General features: G+C 68.9%; 11 protein-coding genes. All 11 read left to right on the top strand.

What is annotated here, in order from left to right; all coding sequences use genetic code 11:
• Positions 1-3: 3 nt before the first annotated feature.
• The 11 genes from ACIBQ1_RS20210 to ACIBQ1_RS20160 all read left to right on the top strand — a co-directional run bounded on the left by ACIBQ1_RS20210 (position 4) and on the right by ACIBQ1_RS20160 (position 13,574).
• Positions 4-279, top strand: coding sequence for an endo-1,4-beta-xylanase (locus tag ACIBQ1_RS20210; RefSeq protein ID WP_397279428.1), 276 nt, complete (start codon positions 4-6; stop codon positions 277-279).
• 760 nt (positions 280-1,039) lie between these two features.
• Positions 1,040-1,462: a hypothetical protein gene (locus tag ACIBQ1_RS20205; RefSeq protein ID WP_397279427.1), complete on the top strand. Its 423-nt coding sequence runs from the start codon at positions 1,040-1,042 to the stop codon at positions 1,460-1,462.
• Positions 1,459-3,489 carry a family 43 glycosylhydrolase gene (locus ACIBQ1_RS20200; protein ID WP_397279425.1) on the top strand — a complete coding sequence of 677 codons (2,031 nt, stop codon included), beginning with the start codon at positions 1,459-1,461 and terminating at the stop codon, positions 3,487-3,489. The genes ACIBQ1_RS20205 and ACIBQ1_RS20200 overlap by 4 nt, the downstream gene beginning before the upstream one ends.
• Before the next feature lie 36 nt (positions 3,490-3,525).
• Complete coding sequence (locus ACIBQ1_RS20195; protein WP_397279423.1) at positions 3,526-4,980, top strand: non-reducing end alpha-L-arabinofuranosidase family hydrolase; 1,455 nt, start codon at positions 3,526-3,528, stop codon at positions 4,978-4,980.
• A gap of 310 nt (positions 4,981-5,290) precedes the next feature.
• Entirely contained in the window at positions 5,291-6,313 is a 1,023-nt protein-coding gene (locus ACIBQ1_RS20190; protein ID WP_397279422.1) for a LacI family DNA-binding transcriptional regulator, read from the top strand.
• 325 nt (positions 6,314-6,638) lie between these two features.
• Positions 6,639-7,508, top strand: coding sequence for a branched-chain amino acid ABC transporter permease (locus ACIBQ1_RS20185; RefSeq protein ID WP_397279420.1), 870 nt, complete (start codon positions 6,639-6,641; stop codon positions 7,506-7,508).
• Between the two features lie 10 nt (positions 7,509-7,518).
• On the top strand, positions 7,519-10,074 hold the full coding sequence (locus ACIBQ1_RS20180) for an ATP-binding cassette domain-containing protein (protein ID WP_397279419.1): 2,556 nt from the start codon (positions 7,519-7,521) through the stop codon (positions 10,072-10,074).
• Positions 10,074-11,198 (top strand): acyl-CoA dehydrogenase family protein, encoded by a 1,125-nt coding sequence (locus ACIBQ1_RS20175; RefSeq protein WP_397279417.1) that lies wholly within the window; start codon positions 10,074-10,076, stop codon positions 11,196-11,198. The genes ACIBQ1_RS20180 and ACIBQ1_RS20175 overlap by 1 nt, the downstream gene beginning before the upstream one ends.
• A 73-nt stretch (positions 11,199-11,271) precedes the next feature.
• Entirely contained in the window at positions 11,272-12,060 is a 789-nt protein-coding gene (locus ACIBQ1_RS20170) for an enoyl-CoA hydratase/isomerase family protein (protein ID WP_397279416.1), read from the top strand.
• Positions 12,061-12,123: 63 nt separating this feature from the next.
• Positions 12,124-12,429 carry a Zn-ribbon domain-containing OB-fold protein gene (locus ACIBQ1_RS20165; RefSeq protein WP_397279415.1) on the top strand — a complete coding sequence of 102 codons (306 nt, stop codon included), beginning with the start codon at positions 12,124-12,126 and terminating at the stop codon, positions 12,427-12,429.
• Entirely contained in the window at positions 12,429-13,574 is a 1,146-nt protein-coding gene (locus ACIBQ1_RS20160) for a thiolase family protein (protein ID WP_397279414.1), read from the top strand. The genes ACIBQ1_RS20165 and ACIBQ1_RS20160 overlap by 1 nt, the downstream gene beginning before the upstream one ends.
• The last annotated feature ends 2 nt before the right edge of the window (positions 13,575-13,576 follow it).

Below are 13,576 nucleotides of genomic sequence, written 5' to 3'. Positions count from 1 at the left end.
CCGGTGGACAGCACCGCCGACCCGGCCGCCAAACTCTGCTACAACGACTACAACATCGACGACTGGACGTGGGCCAAGACCCAGGGCGTCTACAACAGGGTCCGCGACTTCAAGCAGCGCGGCGTGCCGATCGACTGCGTGGGCCTGCAGTCGCACTTCAACAGCGGCAGCCTGTGCAACAGCAACTACCGCACCACCATCTCCAGCTTCGCCGCCCTCGGGGTGGACGCGCAGATCGCCGAGCTGGAGCCTCGGCCACGACCTACGCCGCCGTGGTGAACGACTGCCTGACCGTCCCCCGCCGGCAACGGGGGCCGCTGCCCGGACGTCCCCAACTCCAGCACCACCGACGGCACCGCCGTCCAACTAGCCCATGCGGGGAGGCCGAGGGGAGGTGGGCCGCGCTGTTGACCAGGCAGCGGGTGAGGTGCCACGAACCGGGCGTTCGCCGGCACATTAACCGCTCGGGGACGAAACTTAATCAAGATCAATTAGGGTCCCGGCCAAGCCGATAGCACAGCCGTACGCGGCAGCAACCAAAGCGATCACGTACGTCCCGACTCCAGGTCAGCAACTTAACTCATGACCTATCGCAAATTACCCCAGCGCCAACGTATAACTTCTATGAAACTTTCACATGCACGAGCAGTGCGGCGCGATCTCACTGGAGGCAAAACTCCAGGCGGAAAGGCGTCCCGATGGCGATGCCCAGGTCGGTGAGGGCACCCCTCGTTGACGTCGGGCCTGATCGTCGGATGTACTCCGCGACAACGCGCTCAAAGGGAGTAGGCCACACAGCTCTCTGCAGGAACAGGACGTCAGCGCCAACAGGTTGCCCCTCTGCGATTCAGTAACGGAGCCCTGGATGTCCCCTCTCATTACCCGCGACGGCACGGGAACCATGACCGCCACGGTTCCGCGCACGAGCAAGGTGTTAGCGCTAACACCTCGCCTGAGAGCGACCTGTTCGAGGGCCTGACCCGGTGAACACGTGACCGGCGGACGCCGGTCACCGCCCCCCACCTCCAAGGAGCTCCGCATGTCCTTGAGCCGTCGTCAGCTCTTCCAAGCCACAGGCGCGACCGCCGCGCTCACGGTCGTCGGCCGGATAGCGGGCACATCCCCCGCTCTGGCCGCAGTCCCCTGGGCCAGATCTGACATCGGCGTCTCGGCCTACGAGTTCGACCTCGGCCAGGTCCGGCTGACCTCCGGTCGTTGGCTGGACAACCAGAACCGCACTCTTGACCACCTGCGCTTCGTCGATGTCGACCGGCTGCTGTACGTCTTCCGGGCCAACCACCGGCTGTCCACCAACGGCGCGGCGGCCAACGGCGGCTGGGACGCGCGCATCCAGTGCGCCAACGGCGGCCGGGTCCTCGGCCTCGCCGGCACGTCCCAGGGCGCGCAGGTCGTGCTCGCCGACGACAACGGCTCGAACGACAACCTCTGGAGGTTCCTGTGAGGCGCGTGCTCGCGGTGCTCTCGTCTCTGCTTCTCGTGGGCGCGTTACTCACGCCCCAGGCGTCAGCCGCCACGGTCGACACCAACGCCTGGTACGTCCTGGTCAACCGCAACAGCGGCAAGGCCCTGGACGTCTACAACCTCTCGACCGCCGACGGCGGCCGCATCACCCAGTGGACCCGCAACAACGGCAACCAGCAGCAATGGCAATTCGTCGACTCCGGCGGCGGCTACTACCGCATCAAGTCCCGCCACTCCGGCAAGGTCCTGGACGTCTACAACTTCTCCACCGCCAACGGCGGCGCGATCGTGCAATGGGCCGACGGCAACGGCACCAACCAGCAGTGGCGGCCGGCCGACAGCTCGGACGGCTACGTGAGGCTCATCTCGCGCCACAGCAACAAGGCCCTGGAGGTCCAGGGCGCCTCCACCGCCGACGGCGCCAACATCGTCCAGTACGACGACTGGGGCGGCAACAACCAGCAATGGCAACTCGTCCGAGTGGACGGCGGCGGCAACGGCCCGAACCCGGGCGGCGACTACACCAACCCGGTCGTCTGGCAGGACTTCGCCGACGGCGACATCATCCGGGTCGGCGACGCCTACTACTACTCGGCCTCGACGATGCACTACTCGCCGGGCGCGCCGATCCTGCGCTCCTACAACCTGGTCGACTGGGAGTATGCCGGACATTCGGTGCCGAGGCTCGACTTCAACTCGGGCGCCTACGACCTCAACGGCGGCCGGGCGTACGTGAAGGGCATCTGGGCCTCGAGCCTGAACTACCGGCCCGGCAACAGCACCTACTACTGGATCGGCTGCGTCGAGTTCAACCGGACCTACGTCTACACCGCCTCAGCCGTCGACGGCACGTGGACCAAGCGCTCGCAGATCAACAACTGCTACTACGACGCCGGCCTGCTGATCGACACCGACGACACCATGTACGTCGCCTACGGCAACGGCACCATCAGCGTGGCCCAGCTCTCGGCCGACGGACTCAGCCAGGTGCGCGCCCAGCAGGTGTTCCAGACCCCGAGCAACGTCGGCACCCTGGAAGGCTCCCGCTTCTACAAGCGCAACGGCTACTACTACATCTGGCTGACCCGCCCTGCCAACGGCCAGTACGTGCTCCGCTCCACCTCGCCGTGGGGTCCGTACGAAATGCGGCAGGTCCTGCTCGACATGCCCGGCCCCATCTCCGGCGGCGGGGTCCCCCACCAGGGCGGGCTCGTCCAGACCCAGAACGGCGCCTGGTACTACATGTCGTTCGTCGACGCCTACCCCGGCGGCCGCGTCCCGGCGCTCGCACCGATCACCTGGACCGGCGACTGGCCGACCGTGCAGACCGTGAACGGCGGGTGGAGCGTCAACTACCCGAAGCCGGACATCCAGACCAGCCGAACGGTGGCGTCCATGATCGGCCCCGACACCTTCACCTCGGGCGGCCTCGGGCACCGCTGGGAGTGGAACCACAACCCCGACAGCAGCCGCTTCTCCACCGGCAACGGCCTGCGCCTGCAGACCGCGACCGTCACAGGCGACCTCTACAACGCCCGCAACACGCTGACCCACCGCATCCAGGGCCCGTCGTCGACGGCGACGATCGAGCTCGACTACTCGCAGATGTCCAACGGCGACCGCGCCGGGCTGGCGATGCTGCGCGACCAGTCGGCCTGGATCGGCGTCAAACGCGACAACGGCGTCAACCGGGTCGTGATGACCAACGGCCTGACCATGAACAGCTCGTGGCAGACCACCGGCACCGGTACCGAGGCGGCCGGCGCGAACGTCTCGGGCGGCCGGATCTGGTTGCGGGTCAACGCCGACATCCGGCCGGGGTCCGGCAGGCAGGCCCGCTTCTCCTACAGCACCGACGGCAGCACCTTTGTGAGCCTCGGCCCGGCCTTCACGTTGAACAACGCCTGGCAGTTCTTCATGGGCTACCGCTTCGGGATCTTCAACTACGCCACCCAGTCCCTCGGCGGAGCGGTGACCGTGCGCCGCTTCGACCTCACCACCCCTTGAGACAACTCGTCCAAGTCGGATAAATCGGAGCAAATCATGAAATTCAGATCCCTATCCGTTCTCGCGACGGTGGTCACCTTACTGGCGAGCCTGTTCGTCGCCCTTCAGACTCAGTCCGCCAACGCGGCCACGGTCGACACCAACGCCTGGTACGTCCTGGTCAACCGCAACAGCGGCAAGGCCCTGGACGTCTACAACCTCTCGACCGCCGACGGCGGCCGCATCACCCAGTGGACCCGCAACAACGGCAACCAGCAGCAATGGCAATTCGTCGACTCCGGCGGCGGCTACTACCGCATCAAGTCCCGCCACTCCGGCAAGGTCCTGGACGTCTACAACTTCTCCACCGCCAACGGCGGCGCGATCGTGCAATGGGCCGACGGCAACGGCACCAACCAGCAGTGGCGGCCGGCCGACAGCTCGGACGGCTACGTGAGACTCATCTCGCGCCACAGCAACAAGGCCCTGGAGGTCCAGGGCGCCTCCACCGCCGACGGCGCCAACATCGTCCAGTACGACGACTGGGGCGGCAACAACCAGCAATGGCAACTCGTCCGAGTGGACGGCGGCGGCAACCCCGGTCAGTGCGATCTACCGTCCACATACCGCTGGACATCGACGGGCCCGCTGGCGACCCCGAAGTCGGGGTGGGTCTCGCTCAAGGACTTCACCGTCGCCCCGTACAACGGCAGGCATCTCGTCTACGCCACGACGCACGACACGGGGACGAGGTGGGGTTCGATGAACTTCGGCCTGTTCACCAACTGGTCCGACATGGCCTCGGCCAGCCAGAACACGATGTCCTCCTCCACTGTCGCGCCCACGCTCCTCTACTTCGCCCCGAAGAACATCTGGGTGCTCGCCTACCAGTGGGGTGGGACCGCCTTCTCCTACAGGACCTCCAGCGACCCCACGAATCCGAACGGCTGGTCATCGCAGCAGGTGCTCTTCTCCGGAAGCATCTCCGGCTCCGGAACCGGACCCATCGACCAGACGCTCATCGGTGACGGCACGAACATGTACCTGTTCTTCGCCGGGGACAACGGCAAGATCTACCGGGCCGGCATGCCCATCGGGAACTTCCCGGGCAGTTTCGGCACCACCTCGACGGTGATCATGAGCGACACGACGAACAACCTGTTCGAAGCCGTTCAGGTCTACAAGCTCCAGGGCCAGAACCGATACCTCATGCTCGTCGAGGCGATCGGCTCGCAGGGCCGCTACTTCCGCTCGTTCACGGCCACCAGCCTGGGCGGTTCGTGGACACCGCAGGCCGCGACCGAGAGCAACCCCTTCGCCGGCAAGGCCAACAGTGGCGCCACCTGGACCAACGACATCAGCCACGGCGAACTGGTCCGCGCCGGCGCCGATCAGACCATGACCGTTGACCCCTGTAACCTGCAGTTGCTCTACCAGGGACGTTCCCCCAACTCCGGCGGCGACTACGGCCTCCTTCCCTACCGGCCGGGTCTGCTGACACTGCAGCGCTGATGGCGTGACACGGCTCCGGCTCGGAGCCGGCGTGGCAGGGCCGCCTGCCCGCGCCCTTTCCGCGAGACGGCTCGGAACACCGTTTCCGGGCGGCCCGGCGATCCGGGCCGCCCCTCCGTCAACGGCCGGAGCGGGCGGCCAACGGCCCGACCGGCGACACCGGCACCGACGCCGGCACCGGCCTGCCGTGCACGCGCGCGGACACGATCGCCGTTGTCCTCTGCGGCGGGACATGGCCCGGAAGCAGAAGCTTTGATCTTGGCCAGCCGGCACCACCGGCCTCCCCGAACTTCGTGACTAAACTGCCGCCATGCCCACGGAGTCGTCTCCTCTCACCATCGCTCAGCTCGCCGAGCTGGCCGGAGTTTCCACCGCGACGGTCTCCAAGGTCGTGAACGGCCGTTCCGCGGTGTCGTCCGAAACCCGCGCCGCCGTGGAGGAGCTCATCCGCCGGCACGGCTACCGCCGCCAGCGCCGCCGCTCCGTGCCGGCGACCCTGGTGGAGCTCGTCTTCCATGCTCTGGAGGGCGACTATCCCGTCGAGATCACCAAAGGCGTGGCGGAGGTCGCGCGTGAGCACGACCTCCTGGTGGGGATATCGGACCTGCGCCGTGACCACACCGCCGGAGACGCCTGGCTGGAGGGTGTGCTGCGGCGCCGCCCGAGCGGTGTGATCGCGGTGTTCTCCGGCCTGACCGAGACCCAGCACGAACAACTCTCCCGCCGCGAGATCCCGCTGGTCCTGCTGGATCCGGCCGACGTTCCCGCGCGGAACATCCCGTCGGTCGGCGCCGGCAACTGGACCGGCGGGCTCACGGCCACCCGCCACCTTCTGGAGCTCGGACATCGCCGCATCGCCATCATCGCGGGGCCCGACTCCGCGCTGTCCAGCCGGGCCCGTCTCGACGGCTACCGCACCGCCCTCGACATGGCAGGCGTGCCCGTCGACCCGGAGCTGATCGGCCGGGGGGACTTCTTCATCGAGGGCGGTCTGGCCGAAGCGCACCATCTGCTGCGCCTGCCCGACCGGCCAACCGCGATCTTCGCCACGAACGACGGCCAGGCCATCGGCGTCTACCACGCGGCCCATCAGCTCGGCCTGCGCGTCCCGGACGATCTCAGCGTGATCGGCTTCGACGACATGCCGTCGGTGCGGTGGGCCATTCCACCGCTGACCACCATCCGCCAGCCCCTCACCGAGATGGCCGCCGCGGCAACCTCGATGCTGCTGACACTGGCCCATGGCGAGCAATTGCCGCAGAGCCGCGTCGAGCTGGCCACCGAACTCGTCGTACGCGAGAGCACCGGGCCTCCCGCCCTCCCACCCACCTGAGCCGAAGCGCGGCAAACAAGGGTCAACGGGCCGAGTTCACCAGAAGGAACAGGCCTGCCCGGGGGCGAGCCGTCACCCTGCCCGACGCCCTTGCCGTTGCAGGTGAACGAGTCCACGTCGAACGAGTTCGCGGACGGCGCCTTGAACACGAGGTAGACGTTGCGGGTGCCACCGGGGTCGGTGACCTGCCTGGTTCACCAGGAGCCTGACCGCTCACCTATTGCTGGCCGCCCGTTCCTCATCTACAGTTCTCGAACTGAGTTCAATTTTGGTGCGGGGGGACGTCCACCGAGTGAGCCGCCCCGCTGAGAAGGTGGCGGTCGGAGTGGATCAGTTCCTGCTCGTCCTGGTGAGCGGTATCGCCAGTGGCGCGATCTACGGCTTGATGGGCCTCGGCCTGGTGATCATCTACCGGGCGACGGACGTGGTGAACTTCGCCCTCGCCGCCCTGGCCACGCTGGGCCTGTATACGGCGATCACGTTCCGTGACGGCGGTGTCGCGATGCTGCTGGGGGTGGTCGCCGCGATAGCGGTGACCGCGGTGGTCGGGGTGATCGTGCGAGAGGTGGTGATCCGGCCGCTAGGTCAAGGGCAGTTGTTCTCCGCGCTCGTGGTGACGATGGGTGTCTCGCTCATCGTCGAGAGCGTGGTGGACTCGATCTGGGGCACCCAGCCGAAGACCTTTCCCAGCCTGGTGGAGGGCACCGTCCGATGGGGTGACGCGGCGCTGCCGGCGCAGAGCCTGGTGACCATCGGCATCGCGGCGGCGGCGATGGCCGCCGTCGCCTTCCTGTTCGGGCGTACGACACTGGGGTCGGCGATGCGGGCCGTCGCCGAGTCCGCGGACACCGCACAGCTCATCGGCATCAGCGCGCAACGCGTGGCGCGGATCGCGTGGGCGCTCGGCCTCGCTCTGGCCGCTCTGGCCGCCTGCCTCTACGCGCCCAGATCGGGGCTGGTGCCCACCGTGCTGGCAGCGCCGCTCTTCCGCGCGTTCGCCGGGATCTTCCTCGGCGGTCTCACGAGCATGTACGGAGCCGTCATCGGCGGGCTGACCGTCGGGGTGCTGGAGAACCTCGCGGCCAGCTACGTCTCGGCCAGCTTCCGCGACACCTTCGTGTTCTCGTTCACCATTCTCGTGCTGCTGATCCGCCCGCAGGGCCTGTTCGGCACACGCACCTTCCAGCGGGTCTGAGGAGCAGCACATGGTATTCACCCGCTCGAATCTCGCGTGGGCCGCGCTCGGCCCGGTCGCCGGGCTGGCGCTCATCGCGCTGATGCAGTCCGGAGCGATCCCGGCCTACCAGGCTTATTCGGTCGCGCTCGCCGCGGTCTACGCGATCGTGGTCCTCTCGGTCGGCCTCCTGGCCGGCTGGTCGGGGGTGTGGTCCGTGGGTCACCCCGCGTTCGTCGCGGTGGGCGCCTACTTCGCGGCGTACGGCGGTGCGCATCAGTGGCCGCTGGAGTGGGTGATCGTGGGGGCGATCACGTCGTGCGCGCTGATGGGCGCGTTCCTCGGGTACGCCGGCGCCAGGTTCTCGGTGCTCTACATCGCCCTGCTGACGTTGGCCTTCGGCCTGGTGTCCCTGGAGGTGATCAACCGGTGGACCAGTGTGACCGGCGGCGACCAGGGCGTGGCGGTGTCCCCCCTGGACAGCGCGCTCGGCCTGGGCACGGTCCCGAGCGGCGGTAGCGAGGCCCAGTATCTCGCGGTCCTCGTGGCGGGCATGGTGTTCGCGACCGCGGTCTTCGCCAAGTCGAGCGCGCTGCGCATGCGACTGGTCGCCGCGAAGGCACACCCGCTGGTCGCCCGTTCCGTGGGCATCGTGCCCGAGGCGCAGACCGCTCTGTCGTTCGCGGTCAGCGCGGCGTTCACCGGCCTGGCCGGCGTGCTGCTGGGCCTGATCACCGGCTTCGTCAGCCCTGATACGTTCTCGCTGAACTTCGGTGTCACCATCATCGCGGCCTGCGTGCTCGGTGGCGTCGGCTCGCTGTTCGGCGCCGTGGTGGGCGGGGTCTACCTGGCGTGGGTTCCGACGGTGGCCGACGCCGTGTCGGTGCCGCAGCCGGTGGTGCAGGGCGTCCTGCTGATCGCCGCGCTGATCTTCCTCCCGGGCGGAGTGGTCCCGTTCCTGGGCTCGCTGATACGAAGGGCGCTGGGCAGGCGAGGACCCGGCCTGCTCGACGGCGAGCATCACGTCAGCGCGGCCGCCGACGACAACGGGGACGGCGCTCCCGCCGCCCCGGCGAGGGAGCGGCCGGCCGCGGGCGATGCGGCGCCGTTGCTGGTCGTCGATGGCCTGTCGGTGCGATTCGGCGGTCTGAACGCCCTTGAGAGCGCGTCGCTCGACGTACGGCCCGGAGAGGTGCTCGCCATCATCGGCCCGAACGGCGCCGGCAAGACCACACTGCTCAACGCCGTCTCCGGGCTCATCGGCGGTGCGCGGATCAGCGGCGCGGTCGACTACGCGGGTACGCAGCTGATGGGGACGAGGGCCACCGCACGGCGCAGGCTGGGCATCGCCCGCACCTTCCAGCACGCGGAGACCTTCTCGGAGCTCACGGTCGCGGAGAACGTGCTGTGCACGAAGCGCTGGGCCGGCACGGCGGACCGCACCCGGGCCGGCGAGCTGCTCGCCCTCACCGGCCTGGCCGACGTGGCCGACCGCTACCCGGCCGAGCTGCCCTTCGGGCTGCAGAAGCGCCTGGACCTCGCCCGGGCTATCGCCGAGGAGCCGAAGCTGCTGATCCTGGACGAACCGTTCGGCGGCCTGGACGCCACAGAGCGTCGACTGGCCGCCCAGCAGATCGTCCGCCTGCGTGCGCAGGGCGCCGCCGTCGTGATCATCGATCACGTTCTGGACGACCTTTTCGCCGTCGCCGACCGGGTGGTCGCCTTCGACTTCGGCAAGCCGATCGGTTCCGGCGAGCCGGGCACCATTCTGGCAGACCCGCACGTGCGGTCGTCGTACCTCGGCCTGATCGCCACGCGCGCCGAGTTGCCGGCCCGCGCCGACGAGAGCGTCGCCATCGCCCTGCGCGACGTCAGCCACCTCTACGGCGGTGTCGCCGCCCTGCACGACGTCCACCTGGACATCGGCAAGGGCGCGGTCATCGGTGTCGTCGGAGCGAACGGCGCGGGCAAAAGCACGCTCGGCAAGATCATTCATGGCTCGCTGCGCCCGTCGTCGGGGCAGGTGCGGATCGGCGAGCCCGGTGCGCGCCCGATCCGCAGCAGCCTGGTCCCCGAAGGTCGCGCCCTCTTCAAGACCCTGTCATTGCGGGAGAACCTCGAAGTGGCCGGTTACGCCGTAGGCGTCCAGGGATCGGCCCTGCGCACTCGTCTCGACGAGACCGCCGAATGGCTGCCGGAGCGGTTGCGCGCCCGCCTCTCGGTGGCCGCGGCCGGGCTGAGCGGAGGCGAGCAGCAGATCCTGGCCGTCGCGCGGGCCCTGATGGCCCGGCCGGATGTGCTGATCCTCGACGAGCCCGCGCTGGGGCTGGCGCCTGCCCTGGTCGACGAGGTCTACGCCCGGATCAACCAGCTCGCCCGCGACGGGATGACGATCGTGCTCCTGGAGCAGTTGCTCAGCCGGGCGCTCACCTCCTGCCATGAGGTGGTGGTCCTGCACGAGGGCAGGGTGGCCGCCCGCGGGGACGCGTCTGACCCCTTGTTCGCCGAGACCGCGGAGCTGGCCTACTTCGGTGGGGAGGCCGCGACCTTGCTCAAACTACGCGATGTGAACGAACTGGAGGCCTGATGCTCGACGTCGATCCGGCGCTGCTCGGCGACACCGATGAACACAAGCAGCTACGGGAGGTCCTGCGCGACTTCTTCACCGAGGCCGCCGCGTCGCAGGACGTCCGCGAGCACCTGACGACCGGCGGCGGACACGACCCGGCACTGTGGGCGCGGATGGCCACGGAACTAGGCGTGCAGGGGCTGGTGATACCGGAGGAGTACGGCGGGTCGGGCTTCTCGTTCGCGGAGCTCGCGGTGGTCTTCGAGGAGGCCGGGCGGGCGCTGCTGTGCGCCCCCTTGCTCTCCACCACCGTGCTCGCGACCTACACCCTGTTGCTCAGCGGAGATCGCGAAGCCTGCGCGCGTTACCTTCCCGGCATCGCCGAAGGCACCCTGACCGCGACGGTCGCGGGCTTCGACGACGGCGGCGGCGCTCTGCGAGCCACGCCGGGGAAGGGCGGGTGGGTCGGCAACGGGTCGACCGACTTCGTGCTCGACGGGTGCGGAGCCGGCCTGATCCTCGTCGCGGCGCGGACCGCCGATGGAGGCGGTCTCTTCGCGTGCGAGCGTGACGCGGAGGGCCTCACCCGAACGGCCCGGACGGTTCTGGACGGCACCCGCCCCCAAGCCCTGCTCACCTTCGCGGACACCCCGTTCGTACAGATCGGGCGGCCGGGGAGCGCCGCCGCGATCATCGGACGGGTGCTCGACACAGGGCGGGCCGCGCTGGCCGCCGAGCAGGTCGGCGGGTGCGCGCACGCGCTCGACGCGACCGTGTCGTACGTGCTGCAACGCCGTCAGTTCGGCCGGCGGATCGGCTCCTTCCAGGCGATCAAGCATCGGCTGGCCGACCTGCTGGTCGAGATCGAGGCGGCGCGTTCGGCCGCGGTCTACGCGGCGGCGTGCGTCACCGCCTCGCCCGAGCACCTGCCGGTGGCGGCGAGCACGGCGAAGGTGGTCTGCTCCGGCGCCTACCGCCGGGCGACCGCCGAGTACGTGCAGCTGCACGGCGGCATCGGCTTCACCTGGGAGCACCCCGCCCACCTGTACCTCCGCCGCGCCCGTGCGGCGGAGGTCCTGTTCGGCACGGCCGACGACCACCGGGCACGCCTGGGTGGCCTGCTCGGTTTCAACGTGGCCTGACATGCGCGAGACCGGCCCTTGACAGGGCCGCACCGGCCCCAGAAACTGTACTGAATTCAGTTTAGGAGGAACAGTGGCGGTAGAGGACGAGATCCAGTTCGAGCGCGATGGGAACGTCGCGCGGGTGTGGCTCAACCGGCCGTGGAAGAAGAACTGCGTGACCCTGCCGATTCTCAAGCGGCTCGACGAGATCATCACCGAGGTCGACGCCGACCCCGAACTGCGCGTCCTGGTGCTGCGCGGCCGGGGCGGCACCTTCTGCTCGGGCTTCGATCTCGACGAGTTGCAGGCCGACTACATCGGCAGCAGCACGGCCATGGACGTGGCGGTCATCTCGGCGAAGGTCTGCGACCGGCTGTACTCGATGAGCACCCCCTCCGTGGCGGTGCTGGAGGGTCATGTCACGGCCGGCGGCTTCGAGCTGATGATCTCCTGTGACTTCGCGATCGCCGCGGACGACGCCAAGATCGGTGACTTCCACATCCGCCGGGCCCTGTTCGGCGGGGCGGGGCCGATCTACCGGGTGCCTCGCATGATCGGCGTCCGCAAGACCAAGGAGCTGATGCTCACCGGCAAGCTGCTGTCCGGTGTCGAGGCGGCCGACTTCGACCTGATCAACAAGTCGGCGCCCGCAGAAGAGCTCGATGCCACGGTCGAGGAGTTCATCAGCCACCTGACCGACAAGAGCCCCTTCCAGATGCGGATCACGAAGATGACCATCGACCGCAGCCTGGAGGCCGACATCCAGTCGCTGATGGTGATGGAGCACCTGGCCGTCGGGGTGACGCTCAACTCCCAGGACGCCGCCGAGGGCGTGGCCGCGTTCCTGGAGAAGCGCGAGCCGAAGTGGAAGGGGCGCTGACCGGTGCCGGCGATTGCGCATCAGGCCGCCGGCCTGCGGGGTTCGCGGTGCGGGATGTGCGCGGTGACGGTTTACCCGGCTGACGACGCCTGTCCGCGCTGCGGGCAGGCGGCCTCTCCGGTGACGCTGTCCTCGGCAGGACTGCTGTGGACCTGGACGGTCCAGCGGTTCGCTCCGAAATCACCCCCGTTCGTGCCGCCGCAGGACGGCTTCCGGCCGTTCGCGCTGGGTTACGTGGAGCTGCCCGAAGGCGTCCGCGTCGCGGCGGTGCTCGACATCGATGACCTCGACTCGATCCGGATCGGCATGCCGCTGCGGATAGAGCCGACCACCGGAGTACCGCACGCGATGGCGATCGAAGGGGCCTGATGACCGACGTACTGATCGCCGGCGTCGGTATGTCGCCGTTCGGGCGCACCGAGCACACGACCGGGCGCCAGCACGCCGTGTACGCGGTGATGGCCGCGCTCGCCGATGCCGGGGTCGCGTGGCCGCAGGTGGACGCGGCGTTCGGCGGCAGCGATGCCGCGGGCCTGGCCGACACCTTGGTGGCGCAGCTCGGCCTCACCGGCCTGCCGTTCGTCAACGTCAAGAACGGCTGCGCGACGGGCGGCAGCGCGCTGCTGTCGGCGGTGAACGCCATTCGCGGTGGCATGGCCGAAGTGGTGGTGGCCGTCGGGTTCGACAAGCATCCGCGGGGGGCCTTCGACCCGCTGCCGGCGGACTGGGGACTCGACGAGGCCTACGGGCGTGACGGGCTGATGGTCACCACCCAGTTCTTCGGCATGAAGATCCGGCGTTACATGTACGACCACGGGATCAGCTCCCGGACGCTCGCGCTGGTGGCGGAGAAGGCCTACCGCAACGGCGCTCTCAATCCGAACGCCTGGCGGCGTACCCCGATGGACGCCGACGAGATTCTCGCGTCGGGCATGGTCAGCGACCCGCTGACCCGCTACATGTTCTGCTCCCCGGGAGAAGGAGCAGCCGCGCTGGTGCTGTGCGCCGCCTCGACGGCCAGGAAACCGACGAGCGTCCCGGTGACCCTGCGATCGGCGGTCGTGCGGTCGCGCCGCTTCGGCTCCTTCGAGGTCTTCAGCCCGTGGGTCGCGGGCGGAGAGCTGAGCAGCGTGACCCGGGACGCCGCGGCGGCCGCGTTCGAGGCGGCCGGTGTCGCCCCCGGCGACGTCGATGTGTGCCAGCTGCAGGACACCGAGAGCGGTGCCGAGGTGATGCACATGGCCGAATGCGGGTTCTGCGAGGACGGTGAGCAGGAGAAGCTGATCGCCTCGCGCGCCACCGAGATCGGCGGCTCGTTGCCGGTCAACACTGACGGCGGTTGCATCGCCAACGGTGAGCCCATCGGGGCGTCGGGTCTGCGCCAGGTCTGCGAGGTGGTCCGGCAACTGCGCGGACAGGCCGGAGACCGGCAGGTGCCCGGCGGGCCCAGAGTCGGATTCACCCACGTGTACGGCGCCCCGGGCGTAAGCGCCTGCACGGTGCTGTCCCGATAGAG

Origin of the sequence: Nonomuraea sp. NPDC050153 (assembly GCF_044460125.1) — a bacterium.
GTDB lineage: Bacteria > Actinomycetota > Actinomycetes > Streptosporangiales > Streptosporangiaceae > Nonomuraea.
Note: the sequence above shows the minus strand (reverse complement) of the source record. Positions and strands in the feature narration are given on the sequence as shown.

Bases quoted from the DNA above. Each gene is read 5' to 3' on its own strand.
- ACIBQ1_RS20205 (WP_397279427.1), top strand. From the start codon at position 1,040: ATGTCCTTGAGCCGTCGTCAGCTCTTCCAAGCCACAGGCGCGACCGCC.
- ACIBQ1_RS20195 (WP_397279423.1), top strand. From the start codon at position 3,526: ATGAAATTCAGATCCCTATCCGTTCTCGCGACGGTGGTCACCTTACTG.
- ACIBQ1_RS20190 (WP_397279422.1), top strand. From the start codon at position 5,291: ATGCCCACGGAGTCGTCTCCTCTCACCATCGCTCAGCTCGCCGAGCTG.
- ACIBQ1_RS20175 (WP_397279417.1), top strand. From the start codon at position 10,074: ATGCTCGACGTCGATCCGGCGCTGCTCGGCGACACCGATGAACACAAG.
- ACIBQ1_RS20160 (WP_397279414.1), top strand. From the start codon at position 12,429: ATGACCGACGTACTGATCGCCGGCGTCGGTATGTCGCCGTTCGGGCGC.
- ACIBQ1_RS20180 (WP_397279419.1), top strand. From the start codon at position 7,519: ATGGTATTCACCCGCTCGAATCTCGCGTGGGCCGCGCTCGGCCCGGTC.